Annotated in this window: 16 protein-coding genes; 14 read left to right on the top strand and 2 right to left on the bottom strand. The window is 58.8% G+C overall.

Going from position 1 to position 21,180, the window contains the following annotated elements; all coding sequences use genetic code 11:
• From DOU50_RS15400 to yegS, 11 genes are all read left to right on the top strand, one after another.
• Window positions 1-1,076 (top strand): MdtA/MuxA family multidrug efflux RND transporter periplasmic adaptor subunit (locus tag DOU50_RS15400; protein ID WP_148769699.1); only part of this gene is annotated, 1,076 nt, incomplete at its 5' end.
• The gene (locus DOU50_RS15405; protein ID WP_148769700.1) at window positions 1,076-4,198 is read left to right on the top strand and encodes an MdtB/MuxB family multidrug efflux RND transporter permease subunit; all 3,123 of its coding nucleotides are present in this window, start codon (window positions 1,076-1,078) and stop codon (window positions 4,196-4,198) included. The genes DOU50_RS15400 and DOU50_RS15405, both read left to right, overlap by 1 nt.
• Window positions 4,199-7,276 carry a multidrug efflux RND transporter permease subunit MdtC gene (gene mdtC, locus DOU50_RS15410; RefSeq protein ID WP_148769701.1) on the top strand — a complete coding sequence of 1,026 codons (3,078 nt, stop codon included), beginning with the start codon at window positions 4,199-4,201 and terminating at the stop codon, window positions 7,274-7,276.
• Window positions 7,277-8,692 carry an MFS transporter gene (locus DOU50_RS15415; RefSeq protein WP_148769702.1) on the top strand — a complete coding sequence of 472 codons (1,416 nt, stop codon included), beginning with the start codon at window positions 7,277-7,279 and terminating at the stop codon, window positions 8,690-8,692.
• On the top strand, window positions 8,689-10,092 hold the full coding sequence (baeS, locus tag DOU50_RS15420; RefSeq protein ID WP_048991164.1) for a two-component system sensor histidine kinase BaeS: 1,404 nt from the start codon (window positions 8,689-8,691) through the stop codon (window positions 10,090-10,092). The genes DOU50_RS15415 and baeS overlap by 4 nt, the downstream gene beginning before the upstream one ends.
• Complete coding sequence (gene baeR, locus DOU50_RS15425) at window positions 10,089-10,811, top strand: two-component system response regulator BaeR (RefSeq protein WP_044597928.1); 723 nt, start codon at window positions 10,089-10,091, stop codon at window positions 10,809-10,811. The genes baeS and baeR overlap by 4 nt, the downstream gene beginning before the upstream one ends.
• A gap of 135 nt (window positions 10,812-10,946) precedes the next feature.
• Complete coding sequence (locus tag DOU50_RS15430) at window positions 10,947-11,279, top strand: YegP family protein (protein WP_032646510.1); 333 nt, start codon at window positions 10,947-10,949, stop codon at window positions 11,277-11,279.
• A gap of 153 nt (window positions 11,280-11,432) precedes the next feature.
• On the top strand, window positions 11,433-12,794 hold the full coding sequence (gene yegQ / locus DOU50_RS15435) for a tRNA 5-hydroxyuridine modification protein YegQ (protein ID WP_024908121.1): 1,362 nt from the start codon (window positions 11,433-11,435) through the stop codon (window positions 12,792-12,794).
• A gap of 419 nt (window positions 12,795-13,213) precedes the next feature.
• Window positions 13,214-14,179 carry a hypothetical protein gene (locus tag DOU50_RS23710; RefSeq protein WP_024908122.1) on the top strand — a complete coding sequence of 322 codons (966 nt, stop codon included), beginning with the start codon at window positions 13,214-13,216 and terminating at the stop codon, window positions 14,177-14,179.
• Window positions 14,180-14,186: 7 nt separating this feature from the next.
• Window positions 14,187-14,792, top strand: a complete 606-nt coding sequence (locus tag DOU50_RS15445) for a hypothetical protein (protein WP_148769703.1) — start codon at window positions 14,187-14,189, stop codon at window positions 14,790-14,792.
• 162 nt (window positions 14,793-14,954) lie between these two features.
• Entirely contained in the window at window positions 14,955-15,854 is a 900-nt protein-coding gene (gene yegS / locus DOU50_RS15450; protein ID WP_032646512.1) for a lipid kinase YegS, read from the top strand.
• A gap of 68 nt (window positions 15,855-15,922) precedes the next feature.
• Here the strand turns inward: yegS and fbaB are convergent, their stop codons facing one another.
• Window positions 15,923-16,975, bottom strand: a complete 1,053-nt coding sequence (fbaB, locus tag DOU50_RS15455; RefSeq protein ID WP_023312424.1) for a class I fructose-bisphosphate aldolase — start codon at window positions 16,973-16,975, stop codon at window positions 15,923-15,925.
• Window positions 16,976-17,225: 250 nt separating this feature from the next.
• On the opposite strand from fbaB, the gene DOU50_RS15460 reads away from it, so the two are divergent.
• The 3 genes from DOU50_RS15460 to DOU50_RS15470 are packed head-to-tail and all read left to right on the top strand — an operon-like array spanning window position 17,226 to window position 20,454.
• Entirely contained in the window at window positions 17,226-18,503 is a 1,278-nt protein-coding gene (locus DOU50_RS15460) for a nucleoside permease (RefSeq protein WP_148769704.1), read from the top strand.
• Window positions 18,500-19,504 (top strand): ADP-ribosylglycohydrolase family protein, encoded by a 1,005-nt coding sequence (locus DOU50_RS15465; RefSeq protein ID WP_148769705.1) that lies wholly within the window; start codon window positions 18,500-18,502, stop codon window positions 19,502-19,504. Before DOU50_RS15460 ends, DOU50_RS15465 begins: the two co-directional genes overlap by 4 nt.
• A complete protein-coding gene (locus tag DOU50_RS15470) occupies window positions 19,501-20,454 on the top strand; it encodes a PfkB family carbohydrate kinase (RefSeq protein WP_148769706.1) in 954 nt (317 codons plus the stop codon). Before DOU50_RS15465 ends, DOU50_RS15470 begins: the two co-directional genes overlap by 4 nt.
• On the opposite strand, the gene DOU50_RS15475 is transcribed toward DOU50_RS15470, so the two are convergent.
• Window positions 20,428-21,174: a GntR family transcriptional regulator gene (locus DOU50_RS15475; protein ID WP_148769707.1), complete on the bottom strand. Its 747-nt coding sequence runs from the start codon at window positions 21,172-21,174 to the stop codon at window positions 20,428-20,430. The genes DOU50_RS15470 and DOU50_RS15475 overlap by 27 nt on opposite strands.
• Between the last annotated feature and the right edge of the window lie 6 nt (window positions 21,175-21,180).

Raw genomic sequence — 21,180 nt, forward strand, 5'->3', positions numbered from 1 at the left:
CTCAGCGCCCAACAGGCGGAGGGCGCCACGGCATGCGCGGCGGCGCGCTGGCGCCGGTCCAGGCGGCGACGGCGGTGAATAAAGCCGTTCCTCGCTATCTCACAGGTCTCGGGACCATTACCGCCGCCAACACCGCCACGGTGCGCAGCCGCGTCGACGGCCAGTTGATGGCTATTCACTTCCAGGAAGGACAGCAGGTTAAAGCGGGCGATCTGCTGGCCGAAATCGACCCGAGCCAGTTTAAGGTCGCCCTCACCCAGGCGCAGGGGCAGCTCGCGAAAGACAACGCGACCCTCGCCAACGCCCGTCGCGATCTGGCGCGCTACCAGCAGCTGGTGAAAACCAACCTCGTGTCTCGTCAGGAGCTGGATACCCAGCAGTCGCTGGTCAGCGAAACGCAGGGCACCATCAAAGCCGACGAAGCCGCGGTGGCCAGCGCCCAGCTGCAGCTGGACTGGAGCCGCATCACCGCGCCGATTGACGGACGCGTGGGCCTGAAACAGGTCGATATCGGCAACCAAATCTCCAGCGGCGACACCACGGGCATCGTGGTGATCACCCAGACCCACCCGATCGATTTAGTCTTTACCCTGCCGGAAAGCGACATTGCGACGGTAGTGCAGGCGCAAAAAGCCGGTAAAGGCCTGGTGGTGGAAGCCTGGGACCGCACCAACAAGCAGAAGCTGAGCGAAGGCTCCCTGCTCAGCCTGGATAATCAGATCGACACCACCACCGGCACCATCAAGCTGAAGGCGCGCTTTAACAACCAGGACGATGCCCTCTTCCCGAACCAGTTCGTCAATGCGCGCATGCTGGTCGCCACCGAAGAGAACGCGGTGGTGATCCCCACCGCTGCGCTGCAGATGGGTAACGAAGGCAACTTCGTCTGGGTGCTGAACAGCGACAATAAGGTCAGCAAGCACCTGGTGAAAACCGGGATTCAGGACAGCCAGACGGTAGTGATCGCCGCCGGCCTTTCCGCAGGCGACCGCGTGGTTACCGACGGCATTGACCGTCTGACCGAAGGGGCCAAGGTGGAAGTGGTTGAACCTGCGAAACAGGGAGAGAAATCCTGATGCAGGTTATGCCCCCAGGCTCTACAGGTGGGCCGTCACGCCTGTTTATCCTCCGTCCAGTCGCTACCACGCTGCTGATGGTGGCGATCCTGCTCGCCGGGATTATCGGCTATCGCTTCCTGCCCGTGTCGGCGCTGCCGGAAGTGGATTACCCCACCATTCAGGTGGTAACGCTGTATCCAGGCGCCAGCCCGGACGTGGTGACGTCCGCCATTACCGCCCCGCTGGAGCGCCAGTTCGGCCAGATGTCGGGGCTAAAACAGATGTCCTCCCAGAGTTCAGGCGGGGCGTCCGTCGTGACGCTGCAGTTCCAGCTGACGCTGTCGCTGGACGTCGCCGAGCAAGAGGTACAGGCCGCTATCAACGCCGCCACCAACCTGCTGCCGTCGGACCTGCCTAACCCGCCGGTCTACAGCAAGGTGAACCCGGCGGATCCGCCGATCATGACGCTTGCCGTCACCTCCTCCGCCATGCCGATGACGCAGGTGGAAGACATGGTCGAAACGCGCGTGGCGCAGAAAATTTCACAGGTCTCCGGCGTCGGCCTCGTCACCCTCGCGGGCGGCCAGCGCCCGGCGGTGCGCGTCAAGCTGAACGCGCAGGCCATCGCCGCGCTGGGGCTCACCAGCGAAACCATCCGCAGCGCCATCAGCAACGCCAACGTCAACTCGGCGAAGGGCTCGCTGGACGGCCCAACCCGCGCGGTCACACTTTCCGCCAACGACCAGATGCAGTCCGCCGATGAATACCGCCAGCTGATTATCGCGTACCAGAACGGCGCCCCGGTGCGTCTGGGCGACATCGCCACTGTAGAACAAGGCGCGGAAAACAGCTGGCTGGGGGCCTGGGCCAACAAACAGCAGGCGATCGTGATGAACGTGCAGCGCCAGCCGGGCGCAAACATTATCGAAACCGCCGACAGCATCCGCACCATGCTGCCGCAGCTGATCGAAAGCCTGCCGAAATCGGTCAGCGTGAAGGTGCTTTCCGACCGCACCACCAACATTCGTGCGTCGGTCACCGACACCCAGTTTGAGCTGATGCTGGCGATTGCGCTGGTGGTGATGATCATTTATCTGTTCCTGCGCAACGTTCCGGCAACCATTATTCCCGCCGTCGCCGTGCCGCTCTCGCTGGTCGGCACCTTTGCGGTGATGGTGTTCCTCGATTTTTCGATCAACAACCTGACGCTGATGGCGCTCACCATCGCCACCGGGTTCGTCGTGGATGACGCTATCGTGGTCATCGAGAACATCTCGCGCTATATCGAGAAAGGCGAAAAACCGCTGGCCGCCGCGCTGAAAGGCGCGGGCGAAATCGGCTTTACCATTATCTCGCTGACCTTCTCGCTGATTGCGGTGCTGATCCCACTGCTGTTTATGGGCGATATCGTCGGGCGGCTGTTCCGCGAATTTGCCGTGACGCTGGCGGTCGCCATTCTGATCTCCGCCGTGGTGTCGCTGACCCTGACGCCGATGATGTGCGCCCGCATGCTAAGCCACGAGTCGCTGCGCAAGCAAAACCGCTTCTCGCGCGCCTCCGAACGCATGTTTGAGCGGATTATTGCCGCCTACGGTCGCGTGCTGGCGAAAGTCCTCAACCACCCGTGGGCGACGCTCGGCGTGGCGCTCGGCACGCTGGCGCTCAGCGTGATGCTGTGGATTTTTATCCCGAAAGGCTTCTTCCCGATCCAGGACAACGGCATTATTCAGGGCACGCTTCAGGCCCCGCAGTCGGTCTCCTTCGCCAATATGGCGCAGCGCCAGCAGCAGGTGTCTGAGATTGTTATGAAAGATCCGGCGGTCGAGAGCCTCACCTCCTACGTGGGCGTCGACGGTACTAACCCGTCGCTCAACAGCGCGCGTCTGCAGATCAACCTTAAGCCGCTGGATGAGCGCGACGATCGCGTCAACGCCGTCATTGAGCGGCTGCAAAGCGCCGTGGCCCGCGTGCCGGGCGTTGAGCTGTACCTGCAGCCGATTCAGGATTTGACCATCGATACCCAGGTCAGCCGCACGCAGTACCAGTTCACGCTGCAGGCCACCACGCTGGATGCCCTCAGCACCTGGGTACCGCATCTGGTGAACAAGCTTAACACCCTGCCACAGCTCTCCGACGTCAGCAGCGACTGGCAGGACAAAGGGCTGGCGGCGTACGTGAACGTCAACCGCGATACCGCCAGCCGCCTCGGTATTACCATGGCAGACGTGGACAACGCCCTGTACAACGCCTTCGGTCAGCGCCTGATCTCCACCATCTACACCCAAGCCAACCAGTACCGCGTGGTGCTGGAGCACAATACGGAGAACACGCCCGGCCTGGCGGGGCTGGACTCGGTGCGCCTGACCAGCAAAGACGGCGGCATTGTGCCGCTGAGCGCTATCGCCACGGTGGAAGAGCGCTATACCCCGCTGTCGATCAATCATCTGGATCAGTTCCCGTCCACCACCATCTCCTTCAACGTGCCGGACAATTACTCTCTCGGTGAAGCGGTGGAGGCCATTCAGGCGGCTGAAAAAGAGCTCAGCTTCCCGTCCGACATTCAGACCCAGTTCCAGGGCAGCACCCTGGCGTTCCAGGCTGCGCTGGGCAACACCATCTGGCTGATCGTCGCGGCGGTTGTGGCGATGTACATCGTGCTCGGCGTGCTGTACGAAAGCTTTATCCACCCGATCACCATCCTCTCTACCCTGCCGACGGCGGGCGTGGGGGCGCTGCTCGCATTGATGCTGGCGGGCAGCGAGCTGGACGTCATTGCCATCATCGGCATCATCCTGCTCATCGGGATCGTGAAGAAAAACGCCATCATGATGATCGACTTCGCCCTGGCCGCCGAGCGCGAGCAGGGCATGTCGCCGCATGATGCGATTTTCCAGGCCTGCCTGCTGCGTTTTCGCCCTATCCTGATGACCACGCTGGCCGCCCTGCTCGGCGCGCTGCCACTGATGCTCAGCACCGGCGTCGGCGCGGAGCTGCGCCGTCCGCTGGGTATCGGCATGGTCGGCGGTCTGCTGGTGAGCCAGGTGCTGACGCTCTTCACCACGCCGGTGATCTACCTGCTGTTTGACCGCCTGGCGCTGTGGACCAAAAGCCGCTTCCCGAAACGTGAAGAGGAGGCATAAGTGAAGTTTTTCGCCCTCTTCATTTATCGCCCGGTGGCGACGATTCTCATCTCGCTCGCCATTACCCTCTGTGGCGTGCTGGGATTCCGGCTGCTGCCGGTGGCGCCCCTGCCGCAGGTGGATTTCCCGGTGATCATGGTCAGCGCCTCGCTGCCGGGTGCCTCGCCGGAAACCATGGCCTCGTCCGTTGCCACGCCGCTGGAGCGCTCGCTCGGGCGGATTGCGGGGATCAACGAGATGACCTCCAGCAGCTCGCTGGGCAGCACGCGCATTATTCTGGAGTTCAGCTTCGACCGGGATATTAACGGTGCGGCGCGCGACGTGCAGGCGGCCATCAACGCCGCACAAAGCCTGCTGCCGAGCGGGATGCCGAGCCGCCCAACCTACCGCAAGGCCAATCCGTCCGACGCGCCGATCATGATCCTGACGCTGACCTCGGATACGTACTCGCAGGGGCAGCTGTATGACTTTGCGTATACCCAGCTGGCGCAGACAATCTCACAAATTAACGGCGTCGGTGACGTGAGCGTCGGCGGGAGCTCCCTGCCCGCCGTGCGCGTAGGGTTAAACCCGCAGGCGTTATTCAACCAGGGCGTGTCGCTGGACGACGTGCGCTCCGCCATCAGCAACGCCAACGTGCGTAAACCGCAGGGGGCGATTGAGGACAACAGCCACCGCTGGCAGATCCACACTAACGACGAGCTGAAAACCGCCGCGGAATACCAGCCGCTCATCATCCACTATAACAACGGCGCCGCGGTGCGCTTAAGCGACGTGGCCAGCATCACCGACTCGGTGCAGGACGTGCGCAACGCCGGGATGACCAACGCCAAACCGGCCATTCTGCTGATGATCCGCAAGCTGCCGGAAGCGAACATTATTGAGACGGTGAACAGCATTCGCGCCCGTCTTCCGGACCTGCAGCAGACCATCCCGGCAGCAATCGATCTGCAAATTGCGCAGGATCGCTCCCCGACCATTCGCGCCTCGCTGGAAGAGGTGGAGCAAACACTGGTGATCTCCGTCGCGCTGGTGATCCTGGTGGTCTTCCTGTTCCTGCGATCCGGCCGCGCGACGCTGATCCCGGCGGTGGCCGTGCCGGTATCGCTGATCGGTACCTTTGCCGCCATGTACCTGTGCGGCTTTAGCCTTAACAACCTGTCGCTGATGGCCCTGACGATTGCGACGGGCTTCGTAGTGGATGACGCCATCGTGGTGCTGGAGAACATTTCCCGCCATCTGGAAGCGGGCGTGAAGCCGCTGCAGGCTGCCCTGCAGGGCACGCGCGAGGTGGGCTTTACGGTGCTCTCCATGAGCCTGTCGCTGGTGGCGGTATTCCTGCCGCTGCTGCTGATGGGCGGTCTGCCGGGCCGGCTGCTGCGCGAGTTTGCCGTCACCCTCTCCGTCGCCATCGGCATTTCGCTGGTTATCTCCTTAACGCTGACGCCAATGATGTGCGGCTGGATGCTCAAGCGCAGCAAACCGCACTCGCAGCCGCGCCGCAAAGGCTTTGGCCGTTTCCTGATGGCGATGCAGGAGGGCTATGGCAAATCGCTGAAGTGGGTGCTGAACCATACCCGACTGGTTGGCCTGGTGCTGATTGGCACCATCGTGCTCAACGTTTGGATGTATATCACCATCCCGAAAACCTTCTTCCCGGAGCAGGACACCGGCGTGCTGATGGGCGGCATTCAGGCGGACCAGAGCATTTCGTTCCAGGCCATGCGCGGCAAGCTGCAGGACTTTATGAAGATCATTCGTGAAGACAAAGCCGTGGATAACGTGACCGGCTTTACCGGCGGGTCACGCGTTAACAGCGGGATGATGTTTATTACCCTCAAACCGCGCGGTGAGCGCAACGAAACCGCCCAGCAGGTGATTGACCGCCTGCGGGTGAAGCTCGCCAAAGAGCCGGGGGCCAACCTGTTTTTGATGGCCGTTCAGGATATCCGCGTCGGCGGGCGACAGGCGAACGCCAGCTATCAGTACACGTTGCTCTCGGACGATTTAGCCGCCCTGCGCGAGTGGGAGCCGAAGATCCGCAAGGCGCTGGCCGCGCTGCCGGAACTGGCGGACGTCAACTCCGATCAGCAGGACAACGGCGCCGAGATGGCCCTGACCTACGACCGTGAAACCATGTCGCGGCTGGGCATCAACGTTGAAACCGCCAACAGCCTGCTGAACAACGCCTTCGGCCAGCGCGAGATCTCCACCATCTACCAGCCGATGAACCAGTACAAGGTGGTGATGGAAGTTGACCCGCGCTATACCCAGGACATCAGCGCCCTGGACAAGATGTTTGTGATTAACAACGACGGCAAGGCGATTCCGCTCTCCTATTTCGCCAGCTGGCAGCCTGCCAACGCGCCGCTGTCGGTGAACCATCAGGGGCTGTCGGCGGCGTCGACCATCTCGTTTAACCTGCCAGTTGGCTCATCACTTTCGGAGGCCAGCGACGCGATCAACCGCGCGATGACCCAGCTTGGCGTGCCGTCCACCGTGCGCGGCAGCTTTGCCGGGACCGCGCAGGTGTTCCAGGAGACGATGAACTCGCAGGTGATTTTGATTCTGGCCGCCATCGCCACGGTCTATATTGTGCTGGGCGTGCTGTATGAGAGCTACGTGCACCCGCTGACCATCCTCTCGACGCTGCCGTCGGCGGGGGTGGGAGCACTGCTGGCGCTGGAGCTGTTCGGCGCGCCGTTCAGCCTTATCGCACTCATCGGGATTATGCTATTAATTGGCATCGTGAAGAAAAACGCCATCATGATGGTGGACTTCGCGCTGGATGCCCAGCGCAACGGCAACCTCTCGCCGGAAGAGGCGATCTTCCAGGCCTGCCTGCTGCGCTTTCGTCCGATTATGATGACCACCCTGGCGGCGCTGTTTGGCGCGCTGCCGCTGGTGATCTCGGGCGGCGACGGCTCGGAGCTGCGCCAGCCGCTGGGGATCACCATCGTCGGTGGCCTGGTGATGAGCCAGCTGCTGACGCTGTACACCACGCCGGTGGTCTATCTGTTCTTCGACCGTCTGCGGCTGCGCTTTTCGCGTAAAAACAGAACCACGGTGACCGAGTAAATGACCGATCTCCCCGCTAACGTTCGCTGGCAGTTATGGATAGTCGCCTTCGGCTTTTTTATGCAGTCGCTGGATACGACCATCGTCAACACCGCCCTCCCCTCCATGGCGAAAAGCCTGGGGGAGAGCCCGCTGCATATGCACATGGTGATTGTCTCCTACGTGCTGACGGTTGCCGTGATGCTGCCCGCCAGCGGCTGGCTGGCCGATAAGGTCGGCGTGCGGAATATCTTCTTTACCGCCATCGTGCTGTTTACCACCGGTTCGCTGTTTTGCGCGCAGGCCAATACCCTCGACCAGCTGGTGATGGCGCGCGTGCTGCAGGGCATCGGCGGGGCGATGATGGTGCCCGTCGGGCGGCTAACGGTGATGAAGATTGTGCCGCGCGAGCAGTACATGGCGGCGATGACCTTTGTCACCCTGCCCGGCCAGGTGGGGCCGCTGCTGGGCCCGGCGCTGGGCGGTATGCTGGTGGAGTACGCCTCCTGGCACTGGATCTTCTTAATCAACCTCCCGGTAGGCATCATCGGCGCGATGGCCACCCTGGCGCTGATGCCGAACTACAAAATGCAGACCCGGCGCTTTGATTTCTTTGGCTTTATCCTGCTGGCGGCGGGCATGGCCACGCTTACCCTGGCGCTGGACGGGCAAAAAGGTCTGGGCATTTCGCCCCTGACGCTCGGGCTCCTGATCGCGCTCGGCGTTACCGCTATACTCTGGTACCTGTGGCATGCCAGAGGTAACGATAAAGCGCTGTTCAGCCTGAACTTGTTTAAAAACCCTACCTATCGCCTTGGCCTGTTCGGCAGCTTCGCCGGGCGCGTCGGCAGCGGCATGCTGCCGTTTATGACGCCCGTTTTCCTGCAAATCGGGATGGGATTTTCGCCGTTCCACGCTGGCCTGATGATGATCCCGATGGTGCTCGGCAGCATGGGAATGAAGCGCATCGTGGTACAGGTGGTGAACCGCTTTGGCTACCGTCACGTGCTGGTAACCGCCACGCTGGGGCTGGCGCTGGTCAGCCTGCTGTTTATGTCCGTGGCGCTGATGGGCTGGTACTACGTCCTGCCGCTGGTGCTGTTCTGCCAGGGGATCGTCAACTCCATGCGCTTCTCGTCGATGAATACACTGACGCTGAAAGACCTGCCGGACGATCTGGCGAGCAGCGGCAACAGCCTGCTGTCGATGATCATGCAGCTCTCCATGAGCGTGGGCGTGACTATCGCGGGGTTACTGCTCGGCATGTACGGCCAGCACCACCTCAGCGTCGACACGCCGGTGGCGCATCAGGTCTTTTTGTATACCTATCTCAGCATGGCGGTCATCATCGCCCTGCCCGCTTTCATCTTCGCCCGCGTGCCGGATGATACCAGCAAGAACGTCGTCATCAGGCGCGGCAAAAGGAGTGGCTCATGAAATTCTGGCGTCCGGGCATTACCGGCAAGCTCTTTGTGGCGATATTTGCCACCTGTATCGTCCTGCTGATCACCATGCACTGGGCGGTGCGGGTCAGCTTCGAGCGCGGCTTTATTGATTACATTAAACATGGCAATGAGCAGCGTTTGCAGGGACTGAGCGATGCGCTGAGTGAACAGTACGCCCAGCACGGCAACTGGCGTTTTCTGCGCAATAACGATCGCTTTATTTTCCAGATCCTGCGCTCGCTGGAGCACGATACCGGCGACGATCGTCCGGGCCCGGGCATGCCGCCGCACGGCTGGCGCACCCAGTTCTGGGTAATCGACCAGGATATGCGCCCCCTGGTTGGGCCGCGCGCGCCGATACCGCCGGACGGCACCCGTCGTGCGATCAAAGTGAATAACGCCACCGTTGGCTGGGTGATCGCCTCCCCGGTGGAGCGCCTGACGCGCAACACCGACATCAACTTTGACCGCCAGCAGCGTCGCACAAGCTGGCTGATTGTCGCCCTCTCCACGCTGCTCGCCGCGCTCGCCACCTTCCCGCTGGCGCGAGGTCTGCTCGCCCCGGTGAAACGCCTGGTGGAAGGCACGCACAAGCTGGCCGCCGGGGATTTCACCACCCGAGTCGATACCCGCAGCCAGGACGAACTGGGCAAGCTGGCGCAGGACTTTAACCAGCTCGCCAGCACGCTGGAGAAGAACCAGCAGATGCGCCGCGACTTTATGGCCGATATTTCCCACGAGCTGCGCACGCCGCTGGCGGTGCTGCGCGGCGAGCTGGAGGCCATTCAGGACGGCGTGCGCCAGTTTACGCCCGAATCGGTGGCTTCCCTGCAGGCGGAGGTGGGCACGCTCACCAAGCTGGTGGACGATCTCCACCAGCTCTCCATGTCCGACGAAGGCGCGCTGGCCTACCAGAAAGCGCCGGTGGATGTGATTAATATTCTGGAAGTGATCAGCGGCGCCTTCCGCGAGCGGTTTGCCAGCCGAGATCTGAAAATTGACCTCTCCCTGCCGGACAGCGCGGTGGTGTTTGGCGACAAGGACCGGCTGATGCAGTTGTTCAACAATCTGCTGGAAAACAGCCTGCGCTACACCGACAGCGGCGGCGGGCTGCATATCTCCGGCAGGCAGGAAAACGGGCGTTTTGCCCTTACCTTCGCGGATTCCGCCCCGGGCGTGCAGGACGCGCAGCTGGAAAAACTGTTTGAACGTTTTTATCGTACCGAAGGCTCCCGCAACCGCGCCAGCGGAGGTTCGGGTCTGGGGCTGGCGATTTGCGTTAACATCGTCGAGGCGCATAATGGCACGATCCGCGCCGCCCATTCGCCTTTTGGCGGGGTTAGCATTACAGTAGAGTTACCTCTGGAACGGGATTTATCGAGAGAAGTATGACCGAGTTACCGATTGACGAAAACACGCCGCGCATTTTGATCGTGGAAGACGAACCCAAGCTGGGACAGCTGCTGATCGACTATTTACGCGCGGCCAGCTATGCCCCGTCGCTGATCGGCCACGGCGACCAGGTGCTGCCGTACGTGCGCCAGACCCCGCCGGATCTGATCCTGCTGGATTTAATGCTGCCGGGCGTTGACGGACTGACCCTGTGCCGGGAAATTCGCCGCTTCTCCGACGTGCCGATCGTCATGGTCACCGCCAAAATTGAAGAGATTGACCGCCTGCTGGGGCTCGAAATCGGCGCGGACGACTACATCTGCAAGCCCTACAGCCCGCGCGAGGTGGTCGCCCGCGTAAAAACCATTCTGCGCCGCTGCAGGCCGCAGCGCGAGCTTCAGGTGCTGGACGCCGAAAGCCCGCTTATTGTCGACGAAAGCCGCTTCCAGGCGAGCTGGCGCAGCAAGCTGCTGGACCTGACGCCTGCGGAGTTCCGCCTGCTGAAAACCCTCTCCCACGAGCCGGGCAAAGTCTTCTCCCGCGAACAGCTGCTGAACCACCTGTATGACGATTACCGCGTGGTGACCGACCGCACCATCGACAGCCATATCAAAAACCTGCGCCGCAAGCTGGAGGCGCTGGACGCCGAGCAGTCTTTTATCCGCGCGGTGTATGGCGTGGGGTATCGCTGGGAAGCGGATGCGTGCAGGATTGCGTGACCTTTCGACGAAGAAACCCGCCCTAAGGCGGGTTTTTCTTTTCTGGAATCAATTCAGGAATCAACCATACTCTTTTTACCGGTTCGCTTACTGATAACTGGTGCCTCTCATTTTACTTTCGATCAAGGAGTTCCTATGTCTGGTTGGTTCGAATTAAGTAAAAGCAGTGATGGTCAGTACAGGTTTGTGCTGAAAGCGGGTAACGGAGAGATCATTCTTACCAGCGAGCTTTACACCAGTAAAAGTGCCGCCGAAAACGGCATTGCCTCCGTACGCACAAACAGCCCCCTGGACGAGCGCTACGAGAAGAAAACGGCTTCTAACGGTAAGTTCCATTTCAATCTCAAGGCGGGCAATCATCAGGTCATTGGCAGCAGCCAGCTTTATGCGACGGAACAGTCGCGTGATAAGGGTATCGCCTCGGTCAAAACTAACGGGTCTACCCAGACGGTAAAAGACAACACCTGACAGCACGACGCGCGCCGGGAGAGCGGTGAGGCGACCCGGCGCTTTACCTCCCCGCCCCGCAGCGCTACAATGCCCGCCCTTAAAGTGGGGGATCTCCCCTTACCGCTGCACCAGGTGCCGCGGATCTGACCTGTCATCAGAACGAGAACAAACATGTTTAAACCGGAACTCCTTTCCCCGGCGGGAACGCTGCAAAATATGCGTTACGCTTTCGCCTATGGGGCCGATGCTGTCTACGCGGGCCAGCCTCGCTATTCGCTGCGCGTACGTAACAACGAATTCAACCACGAGAACCTGCAGCTCGGCATCAACGAAGCGCATGCCCTGGGCAAGAAATTCTACGTGGTGGTCAACATCGCGCCGCACAACGCCAAGCTGAAAACGTTCATTCGCGACCTGAAGCCGGTGGTGGATATGGGGCCGGACGCGCTGATCATGTCGGACCCGGGCTTAATCATGCTGGTTCGGGAGAATTTCCCGGAGATGGATATTCACCTCTCCGTACAGGCTAACGCCGTCAACTGGGCGACGGTCAAGTTCTGGAAGCAGATGGGGCTGACCCGCGTCATTCTGTCTCGCGAATTGTCCCTTGAAGAGATCGAAGAGATCCGCACCCAGGTGCCGGATATGGAAATCGAAATCTTCGTCCACGGTGCGCTGTGCATGGCCTACTCTGGCCGCTGCCTGCTCTCCGGGTATATCAACAAGCGCGACCCGAACCAGGGCACCTGCACCAACGCCTGCCGCTGGGAATACAACGTCCAGGAAGGCAAAGAAGATGACATCGGCAACATCGTTCACAAGCACGAGCCGATCCCGGTGACTAACGTCGAGCCAACGCTGGGCATCGGCGCGCCAACCGACAGCGTGTTTATGATTGAAGAAGCCAAACGTCCGGGCGAGTACATGACAGCCTTTGAAGACGAGCACGGCACCTACATCATGAACTCGAAAGATCTGCGCGCCATCGCCCACGTCGAGCGTCTGACCCAGATGGGCGTGCACTCCCTGAAGATTGAAGGCCGCACCAAATCCTATTACTACTGCGCGCGTACCGCGCAGGTATACCGCAAAGCCATCGACGATGCGGCCGCCGGTAAACCGTTCGATACCAGCCTGCTGGAAACTCTGGAAGGCCTGGCGCATCGCGGCTATACCGAAGGCTTCCTGCGCCGTCATACCCACGACGACTACCAGAACTACGAGCACGGCTACTCCGTTTCCGAGCGCCAGCAGTTTGTCGGTGACTTCACCGGCGAGCGCAAAGGCGCGCTGGCGGCCGTCGCGGTAAAAAACAAGTTTACCAAAGGCGACAGCCTGGAGCTGATGACCCCGCAGGGCAACATGAACTTCACGCTGGAACATCTGGAAAACGGTAAAGGTGAAATGATTGAGGTGGCACCGGGTGACGGCCATACCGTCTGGCTGCCGGTTCCTGAAGAGGTGGAGCTGAAGTTCGCCCTGCTGATGCGTAACTTCAACGGTGAAAGCACCCGAAACCCACACGGCAAATAGTCAATCAGGGAAATTTTTTCGCGCTGGGATAATTCTTAGAATCGGATCACATACCGCTTCGTTCAATACGGGTATTATCCCCCCGCTGAAAAACATAACCCATAAATGCTAGCTGTACCAGGAACCACCTCCTTAGCCTGCGTAATCTCCCTTACGCGGGCTTATTTTTTTGTACAATTTTCAGTCCACTTAGTCAGAATGAAATTGCACCGCCCCACCAAATGAAGGGTGTTGATTCGCGCCAGCGTCTGCTGGAATATCTTTTACGAAAATCGGGCGGGTATAAGATATCCATCACAATTTTCATTGGTTCTGGCAGGATGGCGTGTTATTCGGATCATTCCTAACTCCCCTCCATTACATGCCCTTTACTCTTTATTTCTCAGCGTTATACAATTTCACATGGACGGAGAGACAACATGACGTTTCCTGGTCAGATTTCAAAGGATATTCCGGATTACGAACTCGCCCGCAGTCTGGGTCTAGCCTCCGGGGGCGATATTGATTTCACCGCCCTTGCCAATCAGCTGGACTGTAGCCGTAACTTTAGCCAGGTTGGGATCATCTACTCAGACGGTGCGCGTCAGTGGTTAGTGAGACCCTCAAGACGGATTGCGACGCCAAACGAAAGCTCGGTGAGTCATGTCGTCATCACTAAAGTAAACGCCTCATCAAGTAATCCTCTCCAGGCAACGACGACGACGATTCAGTCACCTTCATTAGCGACTGAAATAGGTTCTACGGCGATTTCTTGCGGAGCTGCCATTCTCACTGTCGTACTTGCTGCAGGTGCAGGTATGGCCATTCCTCTCACCGCAGGTTCTTCCGGCGCTGTTGCCGCTGTGATTGTCGCTGGTGGTGTAGCAACAGGAATTCAGTGTGCAAACGGGCTTGGCCGCTTGTCACTTATTGCCATGAATCATAATGACTATGTTGCGTGGATGGATTCCCAGGAGTGGTATACCGCAACCAATACTGCTCTTGATGCGATTTCACTTGCCGGGGCTGCTGCGGGTCTAAAAAGCGCTGTATTAACCTACCGCCTACTTAATCGCTCAACGTCTGAAAGTTTACTCTCGTTATTACAAAAAATGAGCCGGGCAGACCGCACGCGGTTAACTGAGGAAATCATTCGTATCCGAAATCCCGGGATCTCTAATTCAGGGGTTAAAGCAGCGATGAAAGCTGGCGTTTACCCTAAACGTTACCCCTCGGAAGCGCTGCAGCTGCTCTTACAGCGAGAGCTGTTGAATGCTATTTCAAACTCCTCAGCATTTGTTGGCAGTGCTGTCTCGGGTACAATCCGTAATCCTCAGAATATTACACAATCTGGTAAATACGTTTTTGGTTTGATTCAGTCTTTTTCGTTTACAGGAAGTTATTGACCCGGACATGATAAATTACATCAAAAAGAGCCTTGCATTAAGTGCTGTGATAACAGGTGAAATGGCGACTGACGATTGCCAACGGCTTGAATCATTGAAAAATCGCTTAAAAGGTCAGTTCGGTGTTCCTGTGGGTGTACATATGACAGGTATTCCCTTAGCAATAAGTACCTTACTCACTATTTTTTGCTACGCTATGCTACAAGTTTCTGTCTGGATGTTGCTATTTCGCCTGCTCGGCTTACCTGAATTTAAGGTAATGATGGGAGTATTCCTTGCAGCAGTGGTGTATTGCATGATTGTAATGAGCACGATGTTTTTAACGGCCAGAGGTTCCTTAACGGGATATAAACTGCATATTTCTGTCATTACACTGACCGGCTTGATGAGCATCGTGTATTTTATCTGGACATGGATTTCACTTTTATTCGGCTCTGTAGAGAATTACACACCGCAAATAACCTCACTATTAGGACTGGGATTTTTCGGCCTGAATATCGTGTGGATGAATACGTCAGTCTTTTACCGTTCAATTGCGCTAACGCTACATAATCGGGTGTGGCGTAAACAGTTGAAAATTGAGAACAGGCAAATGGCAGGGCTCAAACGTTGACAGCAAGCGTCAATTGAGGGACCAGCGTATAAAAGGTAAACGCCACGAAGGGGGATAAATCCCCTTTCCGCAGCCTTATTTTTTTCCTTTCATCCTGTTCTTACCCGCTTTTTTCCTCTCTGCTATACACTCTTACTAACGCTAAAAAAGGGAGCAGCGCGGATGGCAACCTATCAAGACAGTTTATTGATTCTCAATGGCAAAAGTGCGGGCAACGATCTGCTGCGTCAGGCAATTCAGGGTTTGCGTGACGACGGCGCGCGCATCCACGTAAGGGTAACATGGGAAAAAGGCGACGCGGCACGCTATATCAATGAAGCCCTCGGGCTTGGCGTCAACACCATCATTTCCGGCGGCGGCGATGGCACCATCAATGAGATCGCGTCAGCGCTGATCGACCTGCCCCCGGCAAACCGCCCGGTGATGGGTATTTTACCGCTCGGCACCGCCAATGATTTTGCCACCAGCGCTGGGATCCCCGAGGAGTTAGAGAAGGCGCTCCAGCTGGCGATCCTCGGCAAGGCCACCGCTGTGGATATTGCGCAGGTGAATGATAAAACCTGCTTTATCAATATGGCGACCGGCGGGTTTGGCACACGCATCACCAGCGAAACGCCGGAAAAGCTGAAGGCGGCGCTGGGCGGCGTGTCGTATCTCATCCACGGCCTGATGCGCATGGACACCCTCAAGCCTGACCGCTGCGAAATTCGCGGCGAGGATTTTCAGTGGCAGGGTGACGCGCTAGTGATTGGCATTGGCAATGGCCGCCAGGCAGGCGGCGGGCAGCAACTCTGCCCGGAGGCGCTGATCAATGACGGCCAGCTACAGCTGCGTATTTTTACGGGCGACGGCCTGCTGCCCGCGCTGTTTACCACGCTGACGCAGCCGGAAGAGAGTCCAAATATCATTGACGGGAAATCCGCATGGTTTGAGGTCAATGCACCGCACGGGATGACGTTTAACCTCGATGGAGAGCCGCTGAGCGGAACACAGTTCCGCATTGAGGTGTTGCCCGGCGCGCTGCAGTGTCGGCTGCCGCCGGACTGTGTGCTTTTGCGCTGATGTTTCACACGGTGCACGGTGATGCCCTCACCCCAACCCTCTCCCACAGGGAGAGGGAGATGGAGGCGTCAGGCAATCGTGACTTTACTGTCCAGATAGACGTCCTGAACCGCATTGATCAGCTTCACGCCGTCGGCCATCGATTTCTTAAACGCCTTACGGCCAAGGATCAGCCCCATGCCGCCCGCGCGTTTGTTGATAACCGCCGTACGCACCGCGTCTGACAGGTCGGTATCACCGCCCGCCGCGCCGCCGGAGTTAATCAGCCCCGCACGGCCCATGTAGCAGTTCGCCAGCTGGTAGCGCACCAGATCGATCGGGTTATCGCTGGTCAGCTTGCTGTATACGCGGTCATCGGTATAGCCAAAGTTCACCGCTTTATAGCCGCCGTTATTCTCGGCCATTTTCTGCTTCACAATATCTGCGCCGATGGTCGCCGCCAGGTGGTTCGCCTGCCCGGTCAGGTCGGCCGACACGTGATAGTCCACGCCGTCTTTCTTGAACGCGTTGTTGCGCAGATACGCCCACAGTACGGTGACCATGCCCAGCTCGTGCGCGCGTTCAAACGCCGCGGAGATCTCTTCAATCTGACGACGAGACTGCTCAGAACCGAAATAGATGGTCGCCCCTACCGCCACCGCCCCCATATTGAACGCCTGCTCGACGCTGGCGTAGAGGGTCTGGTCATATTCAGTAGGGTAGCTCAGAGTTTCGTTGTGGTTGAGCTTCACAAGGAACGGAATGCGGTGGGCATAGCGACGCGAGACGGAGGCCAGCACGCCGTAGGTGGAGGCTACACAGTTACAGCCAGCTTCAATCGCCAGTTCAACAATGTTCTTCGGATCGAAGTAGAGCGGATTCGCCGCAAAAGAGGCGCCCGCCGAGTGCTCAACGCCCTGGTCTACCGGCAGAATAGAGAGATAGCCGGTGCCGCCGAGCCGTCCGGTGTTGTAGAGCGTCTGCATATTTCGCAGGACCGCAGGCGGACGGTTGTTATCGATCATCACGCGATCAACGTAGTCATGACCCGGCAGATAGAGCTGGTCGGCTGGAATGGTCATACAACGATGCTGTAAAAGGCTGTCGGCGTCTTTGCCAAGCAACTGCGCAATATCAGTCATGTGATACTCCCGTAAGTCCGACGTCGTGTCGGTGTGTGTTTATCCAGTCCCATTATTTATGGGCAGACTAAGCCTGGTACCGACTTAACAGATTTTCCACCTTTTGCATTTTTTTTCAGCACAATCTGCTGGCTCGATTCGTGTACAACAAAACTGTTACATTGATCAAACAATCGCCACAAAGGTATTTAAAAGGTATTATAGAATGGTATGTTAAAGGCGTACCCTCTCTGACATGCAGGATTAAAAAATGAAAACGAAAGTCCAACTGTCATTCATGATGTTTGTTGAATGGTTTATCTGGGGCGCGTGGTTTGTGCCGCTGTGGCTGTGGCTGAGCAAAAGCGGTTTTACCGCCGGGGAAATCGGCTGGTCTTATGCCTGTACCGCCATTGCCGCTATCCTCTCCCCAATTCTGGTCGGATCGCTGACGGACCGCTTCTTCGCCGCGCAGAAAGTGCTGGCGGTGCTGATGTTTGCCGGCGCGATTCTGATGTACTTCGCCGCACAGCAAACCCAGTTCAGCGCCTTCTTCCCGCTGCTGCTGGTTTACTCCCTGACCTATATGCCCACCATCGCGCTGACCAACAGTATTGCCTTCGCGAACGTGGATGACGTCGAGGCCGATTTTCCGCGTATCCGCGTGATGGGCACTATCGGCTGGATCGCCTCCGGGCTGGCGTGCGGCTTCCTGCCGCAGATGCTGGGCTATAGCGATATTTCCGATACCAATATTCCTCTGCTGATGACGGCAGCCAGCTCCGCCCTGCTCGGCGTGTTTGCCCTCTTCCTGCCGAACACACCGCCGAAAAGTACCGGCAAGCTGGACTTCAAAGTAATGCTGGGGCTGGACGCGCTGATCCTGCTGCGCGACAAAAACTTCCTCGTGTTCTTCTTCTGCTCGTTTCTGTTCGCCATGCCACTGGCCTTTTATTACATCTTCGCCAACGGCTATCTCACCGAAGTGGGAATGAAAAACGCCACCGGCTGGATGACGCTCGGCCAGTTCTCCGAAATCTTCTTTATGCTGGCGCTGCCGTTCTTTACCAAACGCTTTGGTATTAAGAAGGTCTTACTGCTGGGCCTGATCACGGCCGCCATCCGCTACGGGTTCTTCGTTTACGGCGGTGCGGAACAGTACTTCACCTACGCCCTGCTGTTCCTCGGCATTCTGCTGCACGGCGTGAGCTACGACTTCTACTACGTTACCGCGTACATCTACGTGGATAAAAAAGCGCCGGTGCACATGCGCACCGCTGCACAAGGCCTGATTACGCTGTGCTGCCAGGGCTTTGGTAGCCTGCTGGGTTACCGCCTGGGCGGCGTAATGATGGAAAAAATGTTCGCATATAAAGAGCCGGTGAATGGGCTGACCTTCAACTGGGCCGGAATGTGGGCATTTGGCGCAATCATGATTGCCGTGATTGCCGTGCTGTTTATGCTGTTTTTCCGCGAATCGGACAAAGAGATCACTGCTATTGAGGTGGTTGATGGCGATACCGCGCTGACACAAGGGGAAGTTAAATGAAACAAGAACGTGTTCTCGGTGCCCTTTACGGGCAGGCGTTAGGGGATGCGATGGGCATGCCGTCGGAGCTGTGGCCGAGAAAGCGCGTCAAGGCCCACTTTGGCTGGATCGACCGCTTTTTACCCGGCCCGGCAGAAAATAATGCGGCCTGCTATTTCAAACAGGCAGAGTTCACCGACGATACCTCAATGGCGCTGTGCCTGGCGGACGCGATCGTCGAGTGCGACGGGGAGATTAACGCAGACGTTATCGGCAAGCATATCCTGAACTGGGCGCTCGATTTCGACGCGTTCAACAAGAATGTGCTCGGCCCGACCTCAAAAATCGCGCTTAATGCGATTCGTGACGGGAAGCCGGTCAGCGAACTGGAAAACAACGGCGTGACGAACGGGGCGGCGATGCGCGCCTCCCCGCTGGGCTGCCTGCTCCCGGCGACGCGGCTGGAACACTTTGTTGAACAGGTGGCGCTGGCCTCCAGCCCGACCCATAAATCGGACCTCGCCATTGCCGGCGCGGTGGTGATTGCCTGGGCGGTTTCCCGTGCCATCGACGGCGAAAGCTGGCAGAACATCGTCGATGCCCTGCCGGGTATTGCCCGCTATGCGCAGGAGGCGAAAACCACCACCTTCAGCGCGTCGCTGGCGGCGCGTATTGAGCTGGCCCTTAAGACCGTGCGGGAAGCCAACGGGATTGAGTCCGCCAGCGAGCAGGTGTACCAGCTCGTGGGGGCCGGAACCAGCACCATTGAGTCCGTTCCGGCAGCCATTGCGATGGTCGAGCTGGCGGGAACCGACCCGAACCGCTGCGCCATTTTATGCGCCAATCTGGGCGGCGATACCGACACCATTGGCGCGATGGCGACGGCCATCTGCGGTGCGCTCCACGGCGTGCAGGCGATTGACCCGGCGCTCAAAGCTGAACTCGACGCCGTCAACCGGCTCGATTTCGGCCACTATTGCGAGAAACTGCTGCACTTCAGGGAGCAAAGGGAGGGCGTATGAATGCATTTGCCCAACGTCTCGACAATCTGCACGCCACGCGCCCGGTGACGGTGCTGGGCGCAGCGGTGATTGACGTCATCGCCGACGCCTACGCCCTGCCCTGGCGCGGGTGCGATATCGAGCTCAAACAGCAGGGGGTGAATATCGGCGGCTGCGCGCTGAACATTGCCATCGCCCTGAAACGGCTCGGCATTACGGCGCAAAACGCCCTGCCCGTCGGCCACGGCGTGTGGGCGGACATCATTCGCAACGCCATGGCGAAGCAGGATCTGCACAGCGCCATCGAGGCCGAAACCGGCGATAACGGCTGGTGCCTCGCGCTGGTGGAGCCAGACGGCGAGCGCACCTTTATGTCCTTTAGCGGCGTGGAGAACCAGTGGCAGCAGCGCTGGCTTGATGTGCTTAATATCCCGTCGAACAGCCTGGTCTATTTGTCCGGCTATCAGCTGGCCTCGCCCAGCGGCGAGCTGCTGACACGCTGGCTGGAGAGGTTGCCGGACGTGACGGCCTTTATCGATTTCGGTCCCCGCATCGCGGATATTCCCGACGCGCTGATGGCGCGAATTATGGCCTGCAGGCCGATTGTGTCGCTTAATCGTCAGGAAGCGGAGATCGCAGCCGAGCGACTGGGTGTCGCGGCTGAAGATCTGGGTGCGGAGTGGCCGCTGCGTTTCGGCGGCGCGCTGATTGTGCGGCATGATAAAGACGGCGCCGCGTGGTATGACGGTAAGACCTCGGGCGTTGTTCCGGCGTTCCCGGCGACGGTTGTGGACACCATTGGCGCTGGCGACAGCCACGCGGGCGGCACGCTTGCCGGGCTGGCGGCGGGATGGTCACTGGCAGACGCCGTTCTGCTGGGGAATGCCGTGGCGTCCTGGGTAGTCAGCCACCGAGGCGGAGACTGCGCCCCGACTCGCGACGAATTACTCCTCGCACACAAAGACGTATAGATCGCTGCGACAGTAGCTGATGCTGTACTCAATCGGCCGGTGCTGCTGGTCAAGCGCGACCTGCTTGATCACCAGCACCGGTATTTTTTCGTCCATCTTAATGTGCGCCTGAAACTCGCTGTCCGGCATGCGGGCGCTCACCCTTGAGCGGGTGCGCTGCGGGAAGATATTCTGGCTGCGGAAGTAGTCGTAGAGCGAAATGCCAATCGCATCCGGGTCGGGAATTAACCCGACCGGGACCCAGGACTCTTCAATGGACACCGCATCGTCATCCACATAGCGAATGCGCTTGAGCAAAAAGACCTCGCTGTCCGGGGAGATCGACAGGTGGTTCGCCACCTCTTCCGGGCATTTCACCACTCGCTTGTTAACCCAGAGCGTATTTGGCGTTTGGCCGCGCAGCACCACCTGCTGTGAGAAGCCGCGCGCCTCTTTCAGCGAATATTCGAAGATATTGTTGATTTGCGTCCCGTAGCCACGGGCGCGCGTCACCACGCCCTCTTCCTCCAGCGCCTGCATCGCTTTACGCACGGTGATGCGTGACACCCCGGTCAACTGGCTCAGATCGCGCTCGCCGGGCAAAATATTCCCGTGCTCCAGCACCCCGCTGCGCACCGCATTTTTTACCGTTTCGGCAAACTTCAGGTACAGCGGCGTGTTATCGGGCGCGGCGATCCGTTCATTCAGTTGAGCGACTAACCGGGTATGCGCTTGTTCCATCTCTGT

Origin of the sequence: Enterobacter sp. C6 (assembly GCF_008122455.1) — a bacterium.
GTDB lineage: Bacteria > Pseudomonadota > Gammaproteobacteria > Enterobacterales > Enterobacteriaceae > Enterobacter > Enterobacter pseudoroggenkampii.

Excerpts from the sequence above, each read along its gene's own strand:
- DOU50_RS15405 (WP_148769700.1), top strand. The coding sequence starts at position 1,076 with ATGCAGGTTATGCCCCCAGGCTCTACAGGTGGGCCGTCACGCCTGTTT.
- DOU50_RS15415 (WP_148769702.1), top strand. The coding sequence starts at position 7,277 with ATGACCGATCTCCCCGCTAACGTTCGCTGGCAGTTATGGATAGTCGCC.
- baeS (WP_048991164.1), top strand. The coding sequence starts at position 8,689 with ATGAAATTCTGGCGTCCGGGCATTACCGGCAAGCTCTTTGTGGCGATA.
- baeR (WP_044597928.1), top strand. The coding sequence starts at position 10,089 with ATGACCGAGTTACCGATTGACGAAAACACGCCGCGCATTTTGATCGTG.
- DOU50_RS15430 (WP_032646510.1), top strand. The coding sequence starts at position 10,947 with ATGTCTGGTTGGTTCGAATTAAGTAAAAGCAGTGATGGTCAGTACAGG.
- yegQ (WP_024908121.1), top strand. The coding sequence starts at position 11,433 with ATGTTTAAACCGGAACTCCTTTCCCCGGCGGGAACGCTGCAAAATATG.
- DOU50_RS23710 (WP_024908122.1), top strand. The coding sequence starts at position 13,214 with ATGACGTTTCCTGGTCAGATTTCAAAGGATATTCCGGATTACGAACTC.
- DOU50_RS15445 (WP_148769703.1), top strand. The coding sequence starts at position 14,187 with ATGATAAATTACATCAAAAAGAGCCTTGCATTAAGTGCTGTGATAACA.
- yegS (WP_032646512.1), top strand. The coding sequence starts at position 14,955 with ATGGCAACCTATCAAGACAGTTTATTGATTCTCAATGGCAAAAGTGCG.
- fbaB (WP_023312424.1), bottom strand. The coding sequence starts at position 16,975 with ATGACTGATATTGCGCAGTTGCTTGGCAAAGACGCCGACAGCCTTTTA.
- DOU50_RS15460 (WP_148769704.1), top strand. The coding sequence starts at position 17,226 with ATGAAAACGAAAGTCCAACTGTCATTCATGATGTTTGTTGAATGGTTT.
- DOU50_RS15465 (WP_148769705.1), top strand. The coding sequence starts at position 18,500 with ATGAAACAAGAACGTGTTCTCGGTGCCCTTTACGGGCAGGCGTTAGGG.
- DOU50_RS15470 (WP_148769706.1), top strand. The coding sequence starts at position 19,501 with ATGAATGCATTTGCCCAACGTCTCGACAATCTGCACGCCACGCGCCCG.
- DOU50_RS15475 (WP_148769707.1), bottom strand. The coding sequence starts at position 21,174 with ATGGAACAAGCGCATACCCGGTTAGTCGCTCAACTGAATGAACGGATC.